Source organism: Streptococcus mitis, from assembly GCF_002005545.1.
Lineage (GTDB): Bacteria > Bacillota > Bacilli > Lactobacillales > Streptococcaceae > Streptococcus > Streptococcus mitis_I.
Genome location: NZ_LBMT01000001.1, coordinates 780,866 through 801,040, shown reverse-complemented (window position 1 = coordinate 801,040; position 20,175 = coordinate 780,866). Strand labels below are relative to the sequence as shown.

Below are 20,175 nucleotides of genomic sequence, written 5' to 3'. Positions count from 1 at the left end.
TGTAAAAAATTTAAAAAGCAAGCATGAAAAACATACTTGCCCTGGGGGAACTTGACAATGTGAAAATACAAAATAGAAAACTACTCACCCTCACTTCCGTATGTTCTCATATATTCTCATAATCGCAACAAGGATAGCAGCTGTCCCACTTGCCAAAGCGATAAGGGTAATGATAATGTTGAGGATTTCAGGCGTACTCCCTATTCTATTGATAAGACGGAGTAGGGATATAACTGTCAACTGAATCAGGAGTATTGATTCTACTCTTACCAATGAAGTCAGTTGGTTTTCAACTGCATATAAAAAGACTGGTAACATAACACAGGCTATAGCAATCACAAACAGGTTACTCCCTGTTTCTTCTCCCTTGTTCACCACGGAAATCATGAGAAGATTCGAAGCTATGATCAACGTAGAACAGATGATAAAAAAGGATTTCTTATTCATTTAATATACCTCATATACTATAGTACAAGTCAAACTGACTAAAAACAGACTTCAACTGCTAGCTTCTGCCAATTCTTTTTTCACAAATTTTCTAATGACCAACCGGCAGCAAGTGAACCGTTAAAACTTGACGAAAGACTTGATTTTTGCAGGTGGTATTGAGACTGGTATTGGGATGACTTTCCACAATTTTCATGACGGTATAGAGACCAACTCCTCTCTCCTCCCCTTTAGAACTGGCTCCAAAGGAGAAGATTTCAGAAATATCTATGCTCTCTTCTTTGATGGAGTTTTCAATGATAAAGGTCTCCTGTGCTCCATTTTTTAAAAAGGCGATTGAAACATGAGGTTGACAGGCTTCTACACTAGCTTCAATAGCATTGTCACAAAGGATAGACACAATGGTTAGAAAGTCAAGCAAGCTCATCCCCTCTACCTGAATCTCCTCAGGAACTTCGACATTAAATACAATCTTCTTATCTCTGGCTTTTAGAAATTTACCTGCTAGGAGACTTTTGAGGGCACGGTCACGAATATTTACCAATCGTCCAAGGTCATATTTATTGTCCTGCAATTTTTCACTAGAATCCTTTAAGACCGAGTCGTAGACCTCTTTTATCTGCTCCATATCCTCCTCTTCAATGCCCAGACGTAAGCTAGTCAAGAGGTTAGTGTAGTCATGTCGAAAACTTCGTACTTCCTTGTAAAGTTCCTCTATATGCCGACTATATCGCTCCATATCTCTGTAGCGCAAGGCCTGCTCTTGGTCCAATCTCTCATGGAGTTTGTCCTTCAAATAGGTATCCAGTTTCTTGATAATCCCCATAAAAAAGAGCAAGTAAAACACTAGAATCAGATGGCGAACAGTCGTTGATTGAATACCTTGTTCATATTCAAAGAAAGACAGACTTTGCATCACTAGATAATAAGCCCCCATTATCCAGTTAATCGTGGTCAGGGACTTTTGAAAACCTTTATCGAGAATCTCCTTTCTCAAGTTAGTGAAATCATAGTCCAACCATTTCAAAAAGACTAAAACTATGAAGCAAACGAATATCGTCATCAATAAAAAGATAGGATTGCTACCTTTATCTACAATTTCTTGTCCCCAAAATGGAAGCACAAAATAGGAGACCCCTCTATAAAAGAGATTCACCAATATCATTGGAAAGAGACCATAAAAGAAGAGGAGTTTTTTAGGAAGCCCTCTTAACAGTAAGAAAGACAAACCTATACCGTACAAGGGTTCCATAAAATAAGATAGATAATCATTTCCTACTATATAGCTAATCATTACAAAAACAACTGCCAAAAGTAGCTTAAAAAGAAAGGCCTTAAAAATTCTCTCAAAATTGAGACCAATTCCATCTACCTTAAAGAAAATAACAATTTTTAGCCCATTAGTAATAAGCGTATACAATAATATCCAAGCAATATTCATAAACTCTCCTAGCTCAATGCAAGTTATTGATGGCCTCAGACACTTCTCTGACCTTATAACGCGCGATCAGACAGCTTCCTCCATTGGGAAAGAAAAGGAGTTTTTCTTTCTTATCCAAACGAACTACATTGGCAGGATTGATGAGAAAAGAGCGATGGCACTGCAAGAGACGGGGCTCCTGCTTGAAAACCTCCTCTAAACTCGCTGTAAATTCCAGCCTGTCTGTCTTGGTATAGAGAATAACACGATGGGCTCTAGGCGATGTTTCAAGATAATAAACCTCTTTAAAAGGATACTGGAATTGGGCAAATTTTGATTTAAAGTAAAAGCAATCTTCCGCCAGACTTTTACTATCTTGACTATTGGCATAGAGGAGGGCTGTCTCGATCCGAGATTCAAATTCCTCTGCCGACAAGGCCTTATCAATGTAGTCCAAAGCAGACACTTGGTAGCGAAAGGACAAGGGCATAAACTCCGAGTGAGTCGTCACAAAGACGATGAGAGCATAAGGATCCCGATCCCGAATCTTTCTAGCCACCTCTAAGCCTTTCATCTCCTCGTTTCGAATCTCAATATCCAAAAAGAATAGCTGATGGGCTCCCTTCTCATGCACCTCTGCCAGCAGTTGGTCTGGCTTACCAAAGACTTTAAAAGAACTGGGAGTGATATGATGTTCCTTCAAGAGTTTCTCAATCGTCGTTTCAATCCTAGTCTGTTGGGAAAAATCATCTTCTAAAACAAATATTCTCATCTTCTTACTCTCCTTGATTTGATTTCTTCCTAAAAAGAGAATAGCAAAAATACTATGATACAAGCCCACCAAATCCTAAACAGGCCTTTAACGCTCCTGAAGGGTATCTTGTTCCTCAAATAAGCATGATAATCTTACAACTATTTTATCATAAAATCTTAACAGTACCATTCAGGAAATTTCAAGGGCAATTAAAGATTTTATGGTGAAAAAGGAGATAAAAGTGATAGACTAACAGTATCAAAACACAGTTGCTAGAAACAAGACTAGCACCCAGATTAAAGGAGGAATTCTCATGACAGATATAGACCCCATCAAAAGAGCTCAGACTTTGATTACTGACTTAAACAAAGCCTATCAAGCATGCAAACAGGCAAGCGCTGACGACGTCCGCTTTCAGGAGCAATTAAACTCTATTCTTGGTTTTCTAGCCAAGGCTGAGACAGTGGATAATCGAGTCTTGATTGAACTGGAAAAATTTTACCAGACTTCCAGTCTTCTCATGGGACTCAGCGCTCTCAATCCAGATGCTCCTACTCGCGCCGCTTGGCGGGCCTATGACCGCTTCCACTTTGACCAAGTCAAGACCAAGTTAAGTCTCTACGGACCAACCATTATCCTATAGTAACAAAAAAGAAGTTGAGACAAACTGAACTCAACTTCTTTTTTAGTGTCATATAGGGCAATGTTAGTTCTGCATCTGACGTTTTACTTGATAAGGTAAGTACAAGACTAGTAAAACCAAACCCGCTCCCAGTAAGGCTAGAAGGGCTAGTTTTTCTTGGAAGGTAATCAACCCAACCACTAATTCCACTACTAAGACCAAACTGGTCAATCCTCGGACTACTGCCTGCAAGCCTTTTTCCTTTTGCCCCTTGTCCAGCGGAAAGAGTTGGGTCAAATACTGGTAGTCAAAGGCATGATAGAGGGCCAACAACTGGAAGAGCAAGAGGTAGTTAAACAGCACTACCACTGCTGTCGCAATCCAAGCTTGCTCGATAAAAACCTGCGCCAGTATGGAAAGCAAGAGCAGACGAAGACTGAGCGCAAAGAGGTCTCCATTTCGCAGATAAGAACGCAGATAGAGATTTTGCCAAATCTTCCCAGGCACCTTCTGAACAGCCTTTAGGATAAAGTCCAGATAGGCACGACGCTTGACGCTGTTTGAAATTCCCTTGACCTGCGTAAAGAGGGCAAAGAAACGAAGCAAGACTTGCTTACGCTTGCTTTCTTGGGAAATGACATAGTCCCAGTCCAGTCCAGTTTCAGTAAAAAACTTGCTGGCCTTTTGACGAAAGAGGAAATATTTCCCTACTCCCAATAAAAGCACATAGACCAGAAAAACTGGCAAGGCATAACCCATTGCCAAAAATAAAGGCGCAAATAACAGCAAGAAAAGGGTCTGGACAAAGAGCCAAAAGGCTAGAGAAATGCCAGTTTGACGCTTGAGATGGAGTTTGATTTCCTCTTCTCCAACTAAGAGAAAGAGCTTGTCTGGAGCCTCCATATAGGTGGCAATTCCTCCCCAAAGCAAAAGTAAAACAGACGTAATCCCTACAAATAAAAGGATGGGCCAATGATTTTCAGGAAAATGTTGCAAGAGTTGACTGTACTGGTAGGCTAGAAAGCCCATCAGAACAAGCAGGAACAAGACAAAGTGGTCATTGAGAACATAGCGCAGATAACCAAGACACTCCTTACGAAAAGCCTGCTTTCTCTTTAAAAACAAGTCTTTCATAGCTCCTCCTCTTTGGTCAGAGCCAAGTAAATATCATTCAAACTAGCCTCAGGCATATCAAAGGCTTCGCGCAGTTGCAGGAGATTTCCCTTAGCACGCACTTCCCCTTTGTGGAGAATAACAAAGGCATCACACATCTTCTCCGCCGAATCCAGCACGTGGGTACTCATGAGAATGGACTTGCCCTTTTGCTTTTCCACTTCCAAAAGCTGAATCAAGTCCGCAATAGCCAAGGGATCAAGACCAAGGAAGGGCTCATCCACGATAAAAAGACTCGGATCCACCACAAAAGCACAGATAATCATGACCTTCTGCTTCATCCCTTTTGAAAAATGAACAGGAAACCAGTCTAATTTCTGGTCCAGACGGAACATTTTTAACAAGGGCTCTACTCGCTCAAAAGCCACTTTCTGCTCAATACCATAAGCCATAGCAACCGTTTCGATATGCTCTCTGAGGGTCAATTCCTCATACAGACTAGGCGTTTCAGGAATGTAGCCAATTTGCTTACGGTAACTAGTCGCATCTTCTTGCAGTGTCAGGCCATTGATATTGATAGAACCGCTATAAGGTGTCAACAGACCGATAATCTCATTAATAGTCGTCGATTTCCCAGCACCATTGAGACCAATCAAACCGACCAACTGCCCACTTTCAACAGTAAAGGACACATCTTTCAAGACAGGAACATGAACATAGCCACCTGTCAGGTTTTTAATTTCTAACATATTTTCTCCAAATCTGGTATAATGTAGCTATATTATATCAAAATTCAATACAGTAGAGGTAGATTTTATGTCAGATTGCATTTTTTGTAAAATCATTGCAGGGGAAATTCCTGCTTCAAAAGTATATGAAGATGAGCAGGTTCTTGCCTTTCTTGATATCTCTCAAGTGACACCAGGACACACCTTGGTCGTGCCAAAGGAACACTATCGCAATCTTTTGGAAATGGACGCTACTAGCGCCAGCCAACTCTTTGCCCAAGTACCAAAAGTAGCTCAAAAAGTCATGAAAGCTACCAAGGCTGCTGGTATGAATATCATTGCCAACTGTGAAGAAATTGCAGGGCAAACCGTCTTTCATACCCACGTTCACCTCGTGCCTCGCTACAGTGCGGACGATGACCTCAAGATTGATTTTATCGCCCACGAACCTGACTTTGACAAACTTGCTCAAGTCGCTGAAACCATCAAAAATGCCTAAGGAGTTGCCATGAAATTATCCAATCTACTGCTATTTGCAGGAGCTGCAGCTGGAAGTTATCTGGTTACAAAAAATCGCCAAACCATCACAGATGAAGTCTTGAATACCACTGACCGCGTTCAAGCTATCAAGGATGATGTGGATATTATCCAAAACAGCCTGCAAATCATCGACCAGCAAAAAGAACTGATCAAAGAATACCAAGAAGATTTGACTTACAAGTTTAAGGTCTTGGAAAAAGATATCCAGACTAGACTAGCTGTGATCAAAGAAACACAGGAAACTGAAGATAAGTAAAAAGAGCCCAACGGCTCTTTTCTAAAAGGTAAACAAGTTATATCACATTAACTATACATCATAATTTAGGCAACTCATTCACCATTTCACAACTAAATCGAAGACTTTCCGCCGTAATGAAAACACCTGAAACAGTTTGGTTTCAGGTGTTCGGAAACTTTGAGACCTAGGCTCAAAGTTTAGGTATGGAACTTCAAAGAAGGTCGCTACCGTCCGTCATTACTTAAGGAAAGTCTTAAAAAATCTATAAACAAAAAGAGCCCAACGGCTCTTTTTGCTTTATTCTCCTTCAAAGGCATCTTTAATATGGTCAAAGAAACCTTTTTTCTTTGGATTGACTTTTAAATCACCAGCAGCTGCGAATTCTTTAAGCGCTGCTTTTTGGCGTTCGTTCAAGCCTGTCGGTGTTACGACATTAACGGTAACATATTGGTCACCAACTGCACCACCACGAAGACTCGGAGCTCCTTTGCCACGTAGACGGAATTTCTTACCAGTCTGAGTTCCCTCTGGGATAACCAATTCAACATCACCGTGAACAGTTGGGATATCTACTGTGTCACCAAGAGCCGCTTGGACAAAGTTGAGGTTGAGATTGTAGAAGATAGTAGTTCCTTCACGTTCAAACTTGTCGCTGGTTTCCACAGAAACCACTACATACAAGTCACCATAAGGTCCACCATTAAAGCCAGCTTCACCTTGACCAGCTAGGCGAATTTGTTGACCTGTTTCCACACCAGCAGGGATTTTTACATGTACACTATGGGCTTGTTTTTCATGACCTGTTCCGTGACAAGTGGTACATGGATCCTTGATTTCTTTTCCACGACCGTGACAGACATCACAGGTTACTTGGCGCCGCATCATACCAAGCGGAGTTTGTGTATCAACGTTAATGACACCAGCGCCATGACAGCGTCCACAAGTGACTGGACTTGTTCCTGGCTTAGCACCTGAGCCATTACATGTACTACAGCTTGCTTCACGGTTGTATTTAACTTCTTTTTCAGCTCCAAAAATAGCTTCTTCAAAGGTCAAATTCACACGGTATTGGAGGTCATCCCCCTGACGAGGAGCATTTGGATTGCGCGAAGCACCGCCACCGCCGAAGAAACTTGAAAAGATGTCCTCAAAACCACCGAAGCCACCTGCCCCGTTGAAACCGCCAGCTCCACCACCGAAGCCTCCAAAGCCACCATTGGCACCAGCAGCACCGTATTGGTCATAGGCAGCCCGTTTTTGGTCGTCACTCAAAGTCTCATAGGCTTCTTGAACTTCCTTGTACTTTTCCTCAGCACCAGGCTCCTTATTGATATCTGGGTGATATTTTTTGGAAAGCTTACGATAAGCCTTTTTGATTTCGTCTGCCGAAGCGTTTTTTGACACCCCCAGACGATCATAAAATTCAGTATTGTTCATACAAGATACCAAGACCGTAAAATTCGACTGAAAAATAGGAAATCTGATGCTGGAGCGATGCTCCTAGACAGATTTATCTTTTTTCCGAGAATTTAGGTCGGGTTCAATTCCTTTCTTTTATATTGAGTAAGAAAGCTCAGAGTGTGAGTTCAATTCCCTGAACACTCTTTGTTCCTTTCTATAATTTTCATGTAAATCTTTAGAGGATGTTTTCTATACTCTGCTTCACTTCATCAAACTCTTTGTCCGATAGAGTAAAAATCAAATCCTCTTCAGCATACTCGTTCTGTTCTTTAAAATAGTTGTCCGTATTCTCTGCCAACCCTAAACCGAAAATCACTTTTCTTGCAAACTCTTGATGTGCAAAACCGATAGCCGTAATGATTTGTTTATCTTGGACAAGAACTTTCGGTTGGAAATTCTCACGTGGAAGAAATTCAAAATAGTCAAAGAAGTTTTGCCAAATTCCACCTGTAAATTTCGTGTCGTTCAACAAGCCTGCTTTCGCCAATAAAAGGGGCGCTGAAGAAATGGCTGCAATTAGTATATCTTGCTCATTAAGACTTCTCAAAAACGAGATCAATCTCTCATCTTGTAGAGCAGGACCTATATTTACCATTCCTGGCAAAATCACACAAGAATAATCTTCTATACGGATCTGATCCAATATTTTCGTCGGTTGACAGGACAAACCATCCTCAGAGACCACCATCGAATTCTCAGAAGCGACATAATCAATCGTGATGTCAAAAGATAGAGCTAAAGTGCTTGTCAAAGCGGTTATCTCATAAAGAGAAAAATTAGGATAAATGATACAAAGTACTTTTTTCATACGCAACATCCTCTATTTTATCGAAAAACAGAGGCTGGGTTGCAACCTCTGGATTTCTTATAACAAATTCGGATACTCCCTGATTATATTGATAATATCTCGAGCATTAGTTATATTTTCTGAGTAACTTCCACTCGCGCCATCATCATCTTGGTAACTATAATTACTTGTTAATGAATAATCACTTTCAATTATGTATTCTTTAACCCAATTCCTAGTATATCTACCATCCGAACTCCAGCTATCAAAGCTACCTTCTTCAGTATGTCTATTCCCTACCGAATTAATAAAACGCATTAACCAATCTACATCACTATCATTCAAATGACAACTAGCGATATCTACGAATTGCGAAAGATACTCTCTTTCTTCTTTAGTAGCCATATCATTCTCCTTTAAAGTATAACTATCTAATAACCAGGGAAATTAAACATATAACTTAATAAATCTTTTTATTTCTCAGTAAACTCTCCGTCTACGACGTCATCGCCTGCGTTTCCTGTTGCTTGTGCACCTTCTGCTCCTGCTTGAGCTTGTTGAGCTGCTGCGGCTTGTTCGTAGAGTTTAACAGCAAGTCCTTGAGCTTTTTCGTTCAATGCTTCAAGTTTTGCTTTCATTTCGTCCAAGTTGTTGTCTTCTTGAGCTTTCTTAAGGTCATCAAGGGCAGCTTGGGCAGCGTCACGTTCTGCGTCGAAACCTTTGCCTTCAGTTTCCTTGATTGTCTTTTCAGTCGCAAAGATTGCTTGGTCTACTTCGTTACGAAGGTCAACTTCTTCTTTACGTTTCTTATCTGCTTCAGCGTTAGCTTCTGCATCTTTCATCATGCGGTCGATTTCTTCGTCAGTCAAACCTGAGTTAGATTGGATGACAATTGTTTGTTCTTTTTGAGTTCCAAGGTCTTTAGCCTTAACAGAAACGATACCGTTCTTGTCGATGTCAAATGTTACTTCGATTTGTGGAATACCACGAGGTGCAGCTGGGATGTCTGTCAATTGGAAACGTCCAAGAGTCTTGTTATCTGCTGCCATTGGGCGTTCACCTTGAAGAACGTGGATATCAACGGCTGGTTGGTTGTCTGCTGCTGTTGAGAAGACTTGTGATTTAGATGTTGGAATAGTAGTGTTGCGGTCGATGAGTTTTGTGAAGACACCACCCATTGTTTCGATACCAAGTGACAATGGTGTTACGTCAAGAAGGACAACGTCTTTGACATCACCAGTGATGACACCACCTTGGATAGCAGCACCCATGGCAACAACTTCATCAGGGTTTACTGATTTGTTTGGCTCTTTACCAGTTTCAGCTTTAACAGCTTCTACAACGGCTGGGATACGAGTTGAACCACCAACAAGGATAACTTCGTCGATTTCTGACAAGCTCAAACCTGCATCTGAAAGGGCTTGACGAACTGGAACTTTTGTACGTTCAACAAGATCACGAGTCAAATCGTCAAATTTCGCACGAGTCAAAGTCATTTCCAAGTGAAGAGGTCCAGCTTCACCTGCAGTGATAAATGGCAAGCTGATTTGAGTTGAAGTTACACCAGAAAGGTCTTTCTTCGCTTTTTCAGCTGCATCTTTCAAACGTTGCATTGCCATCTTGTCAGTAGACAAGTCAATACCGTTTTCTTTCTTGAATTCTGCCACCAAGTGGTCGATGATTTTTTGGTCAAAGTCATCACCACCAAGTTTGTTGTCCCCTGCAGTTGACAATACGTCGAAGACACCGTCACCCAATTCAAGGATAGATACGTCGAATGTACCACCACCAAGGTCAAATACCAAGATTTTTTCTTCTTTGTCAGTCTTGTCCAAACCATAAGCAAGAGCTGCTGCTGTTGGTTCGTTGACGATACGTTCTACTTCAAGACCAGCGATTTTACCAGCGTCTTTTGTTGCTTGACGTTGAGCATCGTTGAAGTAAGCTGGAACTGTGATAACTGCTTTGGTTACTTTTTCACCAAGGTAGTCTTCAGCATAACCTTTCAAGTATTGAAGAATCATAGCTGAGATTTCTTGTGGAGTGTATTCTTTGCCGTTAGCAGAAACTTTTTCAGAAGTTCCCATTTTAGATTTGATAGAGATGACTGTATCTGGGTTTGTAACTGCTTGACGTTTTGCAGCATCACCAACGATGATTTCGCCGTTTTTGAATGATACTACAGATGGAGTTGTGCGGTTTCCTTCTGGGTTTGCGATGATTTTGCTTTCAGTTCCTTCAAGAACTGCAACTGCTGAGTTTGTTGTACCTAAGTCAATACCGATAATTTTAGACATGTGTTTTCTCCTTGTTAGTTAATTTTCTATTTTTGATATTTCCCCTAAGTGGTGGGGACGTGAGCAACTCCCTCCGGGATTTCATCACTTATTTTTGAGCCTATTGTCTCAAAAATCCCCTGTTTCAGTAGCAGAAGCTACTGAAACTTTCACCACGGCGGGAAATATCTTCCTTGCAAGCCTCCGGCTTGCCTCTTATCTTTCTTCATAGTTTATTGTCGTTTCGGACAATACTAAATCAGTCTTTCTTACTTACTGACATATCTTCTGTAAGTAAGAATAACAATTGACCAATTAAAATAGGTTGCAATATAAGTTCTAATACTTTTTGCAGCCAAATTACTGGTTGCGTTCCAAAATAAGAAACTTTTGCTCCTTCCGAAATAGGATAAGCAAAAAATATCCCTACTACCAGAAAGAAAACGACAATTCCAATAGCCCAATTTGTAGCCGCTATCTTTTTCATTCTCATCTTCCTACTATATTGTTTCGACATATAAAACTTCTAATTATACACCACTACCATTGCTGGGCGTAGGATGCGGTCATGGAGTTTGTAGCCTTTTTGGAAGACTTGGGCGATGGTATCTGCTGGGTGTTCATCGTCTGCTGGGAGAGTTTGGATGGCCATATGGTAGTTATGGTCAAATTCTCCGTCAGCTGCGATTTCTTCAATTCCTTCTTCTTTCAAAGCATGAATCAAACTTTCTTGAACCATTTCCAAGCCCTTCTTCACATCATCTGTCAAACCTTCAACTGCGAGTGCACGCTCAAGGTTGTCCAAAGAAGGGAGAATCGCTTTTGCCAAGTCCTGACTACGATAACGTTGCAAGTTTTGACGCTCTTCATTGGCACGGCGTTGGATATTTTGCATTTCTGCATGAGCGCGAAGGTATTTGTTTTCGTACTCATCTGCACGTTCATTTGCCAAGTCCAATTCAGACTTCTCAGGAGTTGTTTCTTCTACCGTTTCCACAACTTTCTCTTCTTGGACTTCTTCCACTTCTTCATTTTTTATATCTTGGGCCATTTTCGCCTCCTTTAATGATTTCAATCTTAATGTACTTCGTAATGATTACTGCTGAGGTAGCGGTAAAAATCTGTCAACTTCATAGTCAAAACACGATTGACCACATTGACCTGATTGATTAGCTGCTGGTAATCCAGATTAACTGGACCGATAATGGCTAGAATTCCAACTCCCCGATAAGGAATGAGGAACTTGCTACTAATCACCGCTAGGTCAGCTAGACAGGACTCTTGACTGTCTGCAACACGGACGTTTTGCATCTGATCTTCACGCAACCCCTCACGAATCTCCAGAGCCACCTTTTGCGGTTGGTCAAAGAACTGATAGGCTGCTAGATTGGCAAAATTCAAGAGATTAACCTTGCCCGCCACCACAATGTTTTCGTTGAACATTTCCTTAAAGATATGTTCAAAGAGATCGATAACATTGTCCGTTGTTGTAAAGTAACGCTGGATAATCTGCGGAATCTCCGTCCGAATCTTGTAGTGAATATCTAGAACGGTGTGGCCGAGGAAACGTTCCTGAATGATGTTCTTCAGTTTCAGCAAATCCTCCTGCAAAAAGTTCCTTGGAATCAGAAACTGACTAGTAACCGTTCGCGACTCGTCTAGGGTAAATACTGCCAAGGCTGTATGTTGCCCCAAAACAACGATATCAAAAGCTGTCAGACGTTGCCTGCTCGGCTCAACATCCAGCGCCACTACCGTACAGCCACTCAAGTCTGTCAGCAGGTTAGCAGCCTCTTGCAGAATATCCTCCAATTTGAAGAATTCCTGATCAAAGGCTTTGACAATCTCATAAACCTCATTTTCAGCTAGTCGGTCAAAATCCAGTGAGTGTTTTACATAGTACTGAAAACCAGCAACACTTGGCATCCGACCACTTGAAGTATGAGCCTTCTCAAGCAAACCTTGCTTTTCTAGAGCCGCCATGTCATTACGAATGGTCGCACTGCTAGAGTTAATAGACTCTTGCAAGGTTTTGGATCCGACAGGTTCGTGCGTTTTGGTAAAGATGTCAATAATCAGATTTAGAATATCCTGCTGACGCTCTGTAACCACCTCATCACTCCTCTCTGTCTGATCGATTAGCACTCGACACACTCAAGTGCTAACTTATGATTCTATTATACACCCTTAAAAGAGAATGTCAAGACAAAAACTCAAAAAATTAGCACTCTTTTATCAAGAGTGCTAAAAATCGGTCTGAAGACCTAGAACCCTACCTTCCATCTACTCGGTATTTCCTTTTAAGTCTGAAAAAACCATGGATTAGATAAGAAATCAGAAAAGCATATAAAAGAAAAATAATAAAGAAAGATATAGAAAGTTCTTCTTTAAATAAACTCATACAAACAACCAAACCACCTAAGAAAGTAGCTGTACATGAACGAAGTCTATTTCGCATAACTTCCCATCTGAGCCCCTTACTCATATAGACTTGATCCTCTGGAAGTAAATCAGAAGACGATTTACGAAGAATCGAACAAGAACCTGCTCCTATCAATTCCCAACCTCTATTTCTAAAATCTTGCAGTTCATGCTTATATTTTTTAAGAAATCTAGAATCATAGATACGGTAGATGACATCGTCTGGTTGACATTGGTCAAAATAGAACAAACCAAAACGACTAGTTCTATACCTCCAACCTTTCAAGTGCATCTCATGCAAATATTCTTCTTTCTTATCCTCATCAAGAATCGTAAAAATCCGAAATTGTACTTTGCTATTCATTACCTTACCTCCAAATCAGAAAACATACATAGTTTTATTTGTCAGATAATTCTTTCCACTTTTGAAACAATCTCCAAAAAATATAAGAAATCTGAATCGCAAAAACTATTAATAAAACACCATCTATTATGAAAATCAAAAACAATGCCCAACTGAAAGAACTAACTCCACTGACAAACTTTGAAAAAATCGGTAGTAGAGCTGCAAAGAGAAGCAAGATAGGAAGTATCCGCATTGTTAAAATGCGTTTGACCATAGCTAACCTCCCGGCCGCATCATTATAAATTTCAAACTCCGCATCCGATTCAATCTCAGAATGTGCTTTTCTAAAATAGGAAAAACTATTAAAGTCTGTAATATGCTCCCAGCCACAGTCTTTAAATAGCTGTAAATAGGAGGCTCTCTCTGATTTTTTCATGGGATAAAAGTCCAACTGATAAGACACCTGCTCCGGTTGGCACTTTTCAAAAGTATACTTAACCGCAACTACTAAGTTAGAGTAGGTTACTTCCTTGAGTTTCCAGCCCTCAGCATGCATTTTTCTAAGATATAAAGCCTCTCTATCATAATCCGCAATGGTAGCAATTCTATAAACAACCTTCTTTTCCATCATCTTCCCTCCAGACTGTTTCTGTGGAGTCGTTCAATACGTTTCAATTCAATATCTAAGACTTTTCGTCCCAAGTCCGTAATCTGATAGATTTTCCGTTTTTCCTCTTCGCGGACAAAGGAAATCAAACCATCCTTTTCCATCTTTGACAAGGTTCCATACATAGTTCCAGGACTAATCGAAACTTGCGAATCTGTCATCTCCTTAACCTTTTGCGTAATACTATAACCATGACCTTCCTTTTGCAGACAGAACAAGATATAAAAACCCGTTTCCGTCATCGGAAGATAAACTCGACGAATCTTATCCGTTAATTCCATTTGCATTCACCTCCTATTCGATTCGATATATCGCACTTCGTTATATAAAATATATCACACCTCGATATAAAACACAAGAAAAAAGATCACCCTCAGGCAATCTTTCTTCTATATTAGTATTAGTAAAGGTCTAAATAATTATCAATTTCCCATTGTGAAACGAAGGTTGCATAGCTTGCCCATTCGATTCGTTTGGCTTCAAGGAAACTAGTATAGATATGTTCTCCAAGAGCCGCTCTGACAACTTCATCTTCTGTCAAAGCTTTCAAAGCGTTGTGAAGAGTTGATGGAAGATCTGTAATACCAGCTTCCTTGCGCTCTTCTGCTGTCATGATGTAGATATTTTCTTCGATAGGAGCTGGTGCTTCGATTTTATTTTCAATACCATGCAAACCAACTTCCAAAAGAACTGCCATAGCGATATATGGGTTTGCCATTGGATCCACTGAACGCAACTCAAGACGAGTTCCCATACCACGTGAAGCAGGCACGCGCACAAGTGGCGAACGGTTACGACCAGCCCAAGCAATGTAAACAGGCGCTTCATAACCTGGAACCAAACGTTTGTATGAGTTAACCGTTGGGTTCATGATGGCAGTATAGTTGTAAGCATGTTTGATCAAACCACCAAGGAAATGGTAGGCCGTTTCTGACAACTGCATTCCTTTTGGATCATTGGGATCAAAGAAGGCATTATTTCCTTCTGCATCAAACAAGGACATATTACAGTGCATACCTGATCCGGCAATACCAAATTTTGGTTTAGCCATAAAGGTTGCGTAAAGGCCATGTTTGCGAGCAATGGTTTTAACAACAAGTTTGAAGATTTGAATTTTATCACAAGCACGGAGAACTTCATCGTACTTAAAGTCAATCTCATGCTGTCCAACCGCAACCTCGTGGTGACTCGCTTCTACTTCAAATCCCATTTTAGTCAAGACATTCACAATCTCACGACGTGTATTGTCCGCAAGGTCAGTAGGCGCCAAATCAAAGTAGCCACCCTTGTCATTCACTTCAAGTGTTGGGTCTCCATTTTCATCCAACTTAAATAGGAAGAATTCTGGCTCTGGCCCAAGATTGAAGGATTTGAATCCCACTTCTTCCATGTGACGAAGAGCACGTTTCAAATTACCACGAGGGTCCCCTGCAAATGGCTCACCTTCTGTTGTATAGACATCACAGATCAAACCTGCAACACTTCCATTTTCATCTCCCCACGGGAAGACTGTCCATGTATCCAAGTCTGGGTACAAGTACATATCCGACTCATTGATACGTACAAAACCTTCAATAGAAGATCCATCAAACATAGCCTTGTTTGACAAGACTTTATCTAACTGTTCATCTGTAGCAGGAATTTCGACGTTTTTCATGGTTCCCAAAATATCTGAGAACATGAGACGGATAAAGGTAACATTTTTTTCCTTGACTTCACGACGAATATCTGCAGCTGTGATTGGCATGAGTTTTCTCCTTAATGTATAACTACTTGCGGTTGGCTAACCGCGACCAAAAGGTGATCGTACCGAAGCAAAGCGACCCTGTTGGAGGAGTTCATTATGAAGTGCACGACGCACCTCAGTCTGACTCACCGCTTTCTTGGATTTCGCTTCACGTTCAGCATATTTTTTCTTAATGGCAGCGATATTATAACCTTCAGAGATATAATCTTTGATTTCAAGCAGACGATCCATGTCATTCAAGGAATACATGCGACGGTTCCCTTCGTTTCGATCAGGCTTAATCAACTCTTGATCTTCATAATAACGAATCTGACGCGCCGATAAATCGGTCAACTTCATAACACTGCCGATAGGAAAAACAGCCATATTTCGGCGAAATTCTTTTTCCTTCATTTACAATTTCCTTCTTTCTGTCTATTATAGTCTAAAAAAAGACAAACGTCAATTGATAATGTTATAAAATGTAACATTATTTTTCTTTTTTCTCTAAAAAGAGACGAATACGATCAATATCGTAATTTACTAGAATTGCGACAAAAACTCCCATGAAAGTTTCTGATACACGCGCAAACACGTACAAAATCGTTTCTCCGCTCGGAATCGATAGGGTAATGATTAACATGGCTGCTACACCACCAATAACGCCTGCTTTGTTATTCATGGCTACATTTGTCATAATGGTTAACATGGTGCAGATTGGAACAACTACCAAGGTCACCCAAAAGGCTTCGTGGAAAAAGGTATTTAATAAGAAGAAGACCAGGGCATAGAGGCCACCGATACTATTTCCTAGAATACGCGAAGTCCCAAAATGGACACTCTTATCAAAACTCTCCCTCAGGCTAAAAACGGCTGTCAAAGCACCGATTTGAAGACCTTTCCAGCCAAAAAAGCCAAAAATCAAGAGAACTAGAAAAACAGCAATACCTGTTTTAAAGGTTCGCATACCAAGTTTAAACTGGGATTTATCGAATTTATATTTTTTAAAATAACTCATAATCTCAACTTTCTATTTCCATTTTATCATAATTTGGGTGATTTTATGAGCAATAGTTGAGAGGAAGCGTTTTTATTTTGAACAAAAGAAAAGAGGAACTTTCATCCCTCTCTTCTTTGATTTATTTATAAAATCTTATTTTTCTGTCAAGGCTGCAAGTCCTGGAAGAACTTTACCTTCAAGAAGTTCCATTGATGCTCCACCACCAGTAGAGATCCATGAGAATTTGTCTGCACGGCCAAGGTTAATCGCTGCGGCAGCTGAGTCACCACCACCGATGATTGATTTCACGCCTGGTTGTTTCACGATAGCGTCCATCACACCGATTGTACCAGCTTGGAAATCTGGGTTTTCAAATACACCCATAGGTCCGTTCCATACAACTGTTTTGGCACCAGTCAAAGCTTCGTCAAATTTAGCGATAGATTTTGGACCAATATCAAGACCAAGGAATCCTTCTGAAACTGCTTCACCTTCAGTGTCACGCACTTCAGTGTAACCAGCAAATGCGTTAGCTTCTTTTGAGTCAACTGGCAAGATCAATTTACCGTTTGCTTTTTCAAGAAGAGCTTTCGCAACATCCAATTTGTCTTCTTCTACAAGTGAGTTACCGATTTCGATACCTTGTGCTTTGTAGAATGTATAAGTCATACCACCACCGATAAGGACTTTATCAGCTTTTTCAAGCAAGTTTTCGATAACACCGATCTTGTCTGAAACTTTTGAACCACCAAGAATCGCTACGAATGGACGTTCTGGAGTTTCAACTGCTTCTTGGATGTAGGCAATTTCGTTTTCAAGAAGGAAGCCAGCAACTGCTTTTTCAACATTTGCTGAGATACCAACGTTAGATGCGTGTGCACGGTGAGCTGTACCGAATGCATCGTTTACGAAGATACCATCTCCAAGTGATGCCCAGTATTTACCAAGTTCAGGATCGTTTTTAGATTCTTTCTTGCCGTCAACATCTTCGTAACGAGTGTTTTCAACCAAGAGAACTTGTCCATCTTCAAGAGCGTTGATAGCTGCTTCCAATTCAGCACCACGAGTAACACCTGGGAAAACAACGTCTTGGCCCAATTTAGCTGCCAAGTCTGCTGCTACAGGAGCAAGTGATTTACCAGCTTTATCAGCTTCTTCTTTCACACGTCCAAGGTGAGAGAAAAGAATTGCACGTCCACCTTGTTCGATGATGTACTTAATAGTTGGAAGAGCTGCTGTGATACGGTTGTCGTTAGTGATTACGCCATCTTTCAATGGTACGTTGAAGTCAACACGAACGAGGACTTTTTTACCTTTCAAGTCAACGTCTTTAACAGTAAGTTTTGCCATGTTACAAAAACCCCTTTATTTATTTTATTCGAAACTATTATATCACACTTTGGAAATATAAGGAAAGATTTCACAAGATTTTTCGATATTTAATCTTTGTGACATGCTAGAGTATACTATTTTTGATTTTTCTAACGAATTTTCTTTCTAAAATCTTAGCTTAACACTTGTTAGATTTACTTTTATCCTTTAAAATAGAATAGGAGAAATTCCGTTATTATTTTTCGGAGGAAAAAGAAATGTCCATCAATTGGCAGGAAATTTTATTTCACTTTTTAGGTGGTCTGGGACTATTCTTATATAGTATCAAGACCATGGGAGACGGTTTGCAACAAGCTGCTGGAGATCGCCTTCGTTTTTACATTGACAAATATACCAGTAATCCCTTTTTAGGTGTTCTAGTCGGAATTGTCGTGACTGCCCTGATTCAGTCAAGTACAGGGGTTACAGTTATCACGGTTGGACTGGTCAGCGCTAGTCTTCTCACTCTTAGACAGGCTATCGGAATTATCATGGGAGCCAACATCGGAACCACAGTTACTTCCTTTATCATCGGTTTCAAGCTTGGTGAGTATGCTTTACCCCTGATTTTCCTTGGAACCATGTTCCTCTTCTTTACCAAAAATAGAACAGCAAACAATATCGGGCGCATCCTGTTTGGTGTAGGAGGAATCTTCTACGCCCTCAACCTCATCAGTGCCGGTATGAGCCCTCTTAAAGATTTACCACAATTCAAGGAATATATGGTAACCTTGGGACAAAATCCTGTATTAGGAGTTTTTGCCGGTGCAGTGATTACCGTCCTCATCCAAGCTTCTTCTGCGACAATCGGGATTTTGCAAGGTCTCTATGCAGGTGGATTCCTTGACCTTAAAGGTTCGCTACCGGTTCTCTTCGGGGATAATATCGGGACAACCCTAACAGTTATCATCGCGGCAGCTGGAGCCAATATCTCTGCGAAACGCGTTGCTGCAACCCACGTCACCTTTAACGTTTTAGGGACTATCCTTTGCTTAATCTTATTAGGTCCATTTACGTCTATGATTGAGTACTTCCAAGCACTCCTTCACCTCTCACCTGAGATGACCATCGCCTTCTCTCACGGTGCCTTTAACGTAAGTAACACCATTGTACAATTTCCATTCATCGGAGCCTTGGCCTACTTTGTAACCAAGCTCATCCCTGGTGAAGATGAAGTTGTCAAGTACGAGCCGCTTTACCTTGATGAGCATTTGATTAAACAAGCTCCATCAATCGCTCTCGGAAATGCAAAAAAAGAACTCCTTCACTTGGGAAATTATGCTTCTAAAGCCTTTGACCTTTCATACAACTACATCATTGACCTTAATGAAAAGGTTGCTGAAAAAGGACACAAGACAGAAGAAGCCATCAATACCATTGATGAAAAATTGACTCGTTACCTGATTACTCTTTCAAGTGAGGCCCTTAGCCAGAAAGAAAGTGAAGTGCTCACCAACATCCTGGATTCATCCCGTGATTTGGAACGGATTGGGGACCACGCAGAAGCGCTAATCAATCTGACTGACTACCTTCAACGTAAGAATGTTGAGTTCTCTGAAGCTGCTTTACAGGAATTGGCTGATATCTATCAAAAAACCACTGGCTTTATCAAGGATGCCCTTGACAGCGTGAAAAACAATGATATTGAAAAAGCTCAAAGTCTGATTGAACGCCATAAAGAAATCAACAATATGGAACGTGTTCTCAGAAAGACTCACATCAAACGCCTCAACAAGGGCGAGTGTTCAACGCAAGCTGGGGTCAACTTTATCGATATTGTTTCCCACTACACTCGTGTATCAGACCATGCTATGAATCTAGCTGAAAAGGTCATCGCTGAACAAATCTAAGATCCAAGAAGCTATCCTAAATGGGATGGCTTTTTTCTTTTCCTAACCAAGAATTGCTTGTCTAACATATAGAAAAATGCTTTGATTCACAATGGAATCAAAGCATTTTAAAGAGCTCCCCGTACATAAGCGCAGAAGCCGCAGTTCCTCTGTACTTTGCTTCTTCTCTTTTGATAAAGCGAGCCAAGTTGAGCAACTCAGGTGCCGGATGTTTGGGATTCTTGAGCAATTCACGATTGACCAGTCCTGAGAGACGGACTGCCAGCAATTGCTCATTTGTAGCAGGTAGTTTTTTAGCAGTCTCTAAGAGAGCAGCAACTAAATCTTCACTCAAATCATGTCGAGCATGATTGTAAAGATCTTTTACAAGGCTTTCTAGGTTTGGTTCTACCATCCCTACCACCTCCC

At 40.7% G+C, this 20,175-nt stretch carries 24 protein-coding genes; 4 read left to right on the top strand and 20 right to left on the bottom strand.

What is annotated here, in order from left to right; genetic code table 11:
* Nucleotides 1-90: 90 nt before the first annotated feature.
* From QS39_RS04125 to QS39_RS04115, 3 genes are all read right to left on the bottom strand, one after another.
* Nucleotides 91-387 (bottom strand): hypothetical protein, encoded by a 297-nt coding sequence (locus tag QS39_RS04125; protein ID WP_374057324.1) that lies wholly within the window; start codon nt 385-387, stop codon nt 91-93.
* Between the two features lie 151 nt (nt 388-538).
* A complete protein-coding gene (locus QS39_RS04120) occupies nt 539-1,888 on the bottom strand; it encodes a sensor histidine kinase (protein ID WP_077804716.1) in 1,350 nt (449 codons plus the stop codon).
* 13 nt (nt 1,889-1,901) lie between these two features.
* Nucleotides 1,902-2,639, bottom strand: coding sequence for a response regulator transcription factor (locus tag QS39_RS04115; RefSeq protein WP_077804715.1), 738 nt, complete (start codon nt 2,637-2,639; stop codon nt 1,902-1,904).
* 295 nt (nt 2,640-2,934) lie between these two features.
* Between QS39_RS04115 and QS39_RS04110 the strand changes: the two genes are divergently transcribed.
* On the top strand, nt 2,935-3,264 hold the full coding sequence (locus QS39_RS04110) for a helicase BlpT (RefSeq protein ID WP_077804714.1): 330 nt from the start codon (nt 2,935-2,937) through the stop codon (nt 3,262-3,264).
* Between the two features lie 63 nt (nt 3,265-3,327).
* On the opposite strand, the gene QS39_RS04105 is transcribed toward QS39_RS04110, so the two are convergent.
* Nucleotides 3,328-4,377 carry an ABC transporter permease gene (locus QS39_RS04105; RefSeq protein WP_077804713.1) on the bottom strand — a complete coding sequence of 350 codons (1,050 nt, stop codon included), beginning with the start codon at nt 4,375-4,377 and terminating at the stop codon, nt 3,328-3,330.
* Nucleotides 4,374-5,105: an ABC transporter ATP-binding protein gene (locus tag QS39_RS04100; protein ID WP_050251578.1), complete on the bottom strand. Its 732-nt coding sequence runs from the start codon at nt 5,103-5,105 to the stop codon at nt 4,374-4,376. Before QS39_RS04100 ends, QS39_RS04105 begins: the two co-directional genes overlap by 4 nt.
* Nucleotides 5,106-5,172: 67 nt before the next feature.
* On the opposite strand from QS39_RS04100, the gene QS39_RS04095 reads away from it, so the two are divergent.
* Together QS39_RS04095 and QS39_RS04090 are read left to right on the top strand one after the other, a co-directional pair.
* Nucleotides 5,173-5,583 carry an HIT family protein gene (locus tag QS39_RS04095; protein WP_001278317.1) on the top strand — a complete coding sequence of 137 codons (411 nt, stop codon included), beginning with the start codon at nt 5,173-5,175 and terminating at the stop codon, nt 5,581-5,583.
* A 9-nt stretch (nt 5,584-5,592) separates the two neighbouring features.
* Complete coding sequence (locus QS39_RS04090; RefSeq protein ID WP_049487998.1) at nt 5,593-5,880, top strand: hypothetical protein; 288 nt, start codon at nt 5,593-5,595, stop codon at nt 5,878-5,880.
* A 279-nt stretch (nt 5,881-6,159) separates the two neighbouring features.
* Here the strand turns inward: QS39_RS04090 and dnaJ are convergent, their stop codons facing one another.
* The 14 genes from dnaJ to QS39_RS04020 all read right to left on the bottom strand — a co-directional run bounded on the left by dnaJ (nt 6,160) and on the right by QS39_RS04020 (nt 17,896).
* Nucleotides 6,160-7,299 carry a molecular chaperone DnaJ gene (dnaJ, locus tag QS39_RS04085; RefSeq protein ID WP_077804712.1) on the bottom strand — a complete coding sequence of 380 codons (1,140 nt, stop codon included), beginning with the start codon at nt 7,297-7,299 and terminating at the stop codon, nt 6,160-6,162.
* A 199-nt stretch (nt 7,300-7,498) separates the two neighbouring features.
* Nucleotides 7,499-8,131, bottom strand: coding sequence for a DJ-1/PfpI family protein (locus QS39_RS04080; protein ID WP_077804711.1), 633 nt, complete (start codon nt 8,129-8,131; stop codon nt 7,499-7,501).
* Nucleotides 8,132-8,188: 57 nt separating this feature from the next.
* A complete protein-coding gene (locus QS39_RS04075) occupies nt 8,189-8,515 on the bottom strand; it encodes a hypothetical protein (RefSeq protein WP_075231537.1) in 327 nt (108 codons plus the stop codon).
* Between the two features lie 68 nt (nt 8,516-8,583).
* Nucleotides 8,584-10,407 (bottom strand): molecular chaperone DnaK, encoded by a 1,824-nt coding sequence (gene dnaK / locus QS39_RS04070; RefSeq protein ID WP_000034667.1) that lies wholly within the window; start codon nt 10,405-10,407, stop codon nt 8,584-8,586.
* A gap of 238 nt (nt 10,408-10,645) precedes the next feature.
* Nucleotides 10,646-10,873, bottom strand: a complete 228-nt coding sequence (locus tag QS39_RS04065; RefSeq protein ID WP_077804710.1) for a hypothetical protein — start codon at nt 10,871-10,873, stop codon at nt 10,646-10,648.
* 39 nt (nt 10,874-10,912) lie between these two features.
* A complete protein-coding gene (grpE, locus tag QS39_RS04060) occupies nt 10,913-11,437 on the bottom strand; it encodes a nucleotide exchange factor GrpE (protein ID WP_077804709.1) in 525 nt (174 codons plus the stop codon).
* Between the two features lie 26 nt (nt 11,438-11,463).
* Complete coding sequence (hrcA, locus tag QS39_RS04055; RefSeq protein ID WP_077804708.1) at nt 11,464-12,498, bottom strand: heat-inducible transcriptional repressor HrcA; 1,035 nt, start codon at nt 12,496-12,498, stop codon at nt 11,464-11,466.
* Nucleotides 12,499-12,658: 160 nt separating this feature from the next.
* The gene (locus QS39_RS04050; RefSeq protein WP_077804707.1) at nt 12,659-13,171 is read right to left on the bottom strand and encodes a DUF2812 domain-containing protein; all 513 of its coding nucleotides are present in this window, start codon (nt 13,169-13,171) and stop codon (nt 12,659-12,661) included.
* A 34-nt stretch (nt 13,172-13,205) separates the two neighbouring features.
* Nucleotides 13,206-13,781 carry a DUF2812 domain-containing protein gene (locus tag QS39_RS04045; RefSeq protein WP_077805515.1) on the bottom strand — a complete coding sequence of 192 codons (576 nt, stop codon included), beginning with the start codon at nt 13,779-13,781 and terminating at the stop codon, nt 13,206-13,208.
* The gene (locus tag QS39_RS04040) at nt 13,781-14,101 is read right to left on the bottom strand and encodes a PadR family transcriptional regulator (protein ID WP_180375000.1); all 321 of its coding nucleotides are present in this window, start codon (nt 14,099-14,101) and stop codon (nt 13,781-13,783) included. The genes QS39_RS04045 and QS39_RS04040 overlap by 1 nt, the downstream gene beginning before the upstream one ends.
* Nucleotides 14,102-14,220: 119 nt before the next feature.
* The gene (gene glnA / locus QS39_RS04035) at nt 14,221-15,567 is read right to left on the bottom strand and encodes a type I glutamate--ammonia ligase (protein WP_001122886.1); all 1,347 of its coding nucleotides are present in this window, start codon (nt 15,565-15,567) and stop codon (nt 14,221-14,223) included.
* A gap of 36 nt (nt 15,568-15,603) precedes the next feature.
* Nucleotides 15,604-15,960 carry a transcriptional repressor GlnR gene (gene glnR, locus QS39_RS04030; protein WP_000659548.1) on the bottom strand — a complete coding sequence of 119 codons (357 nt, stop codon included), beginning with the start codon at nt 15,958-15,960 and terminating at the stop codon, nt 15,604-15,606.
* A gap of 76 nt (nt 15,961-16,036) precedes the next feature.
* On the bottom strand, nt 16,037-16,564 hold the full coding sequence (locus QS39_RS04025) for an FUSC family protein (RefSeq protein ID WP_000119915.1): 528 nt from the start codon (nt 16,562-16,564) through the stop codon (nt 16,037-16,039).
* Between the two features lie 135 nt (nt 16,565-16,699).
* A complete protein-coding gene (locus QS39_RS04020) occupies nt 16,700-17,896 on the bottom strand; it encodes a phosphoglycerate kinase (protein WP_001096743.1) in 1,197 nt (398 codons plus the stop codon).
* 239 nt (nt 17,897-18,135) lie between these two features.
* On the opposite strand from QS39_RS04020, the gene QS39_RS04015 reads away from it, so the two are divergent.
* A complete protein-coding gene (locus QS39_RS04015) occupies nt 18,136-19,767 on the top strand; it encodes a Na/Pi cotransporter family protein (protein WP_077804705.1) in 1,632 nt (543 codons plus the stop codon).
* 97 nt (nt 19,768-19,864) lie between these two features.
* Here QS39_RS04015 and QS39_RS04010 read toward each other — a convergent pair whose 3' ends face one another.
* Complete coding sequence (locus QS39_RS04010; protein WP_077804704.1) at nt 19,865-20,161, bottom strand: bacteriocin immunity family protein; 297 nt, start codon at nt 20,159-20,161, stop codon at nt 19,865-19,867.
* Nucleotides 20,162-20,175 lie beyond the last annotated feature (14 nt).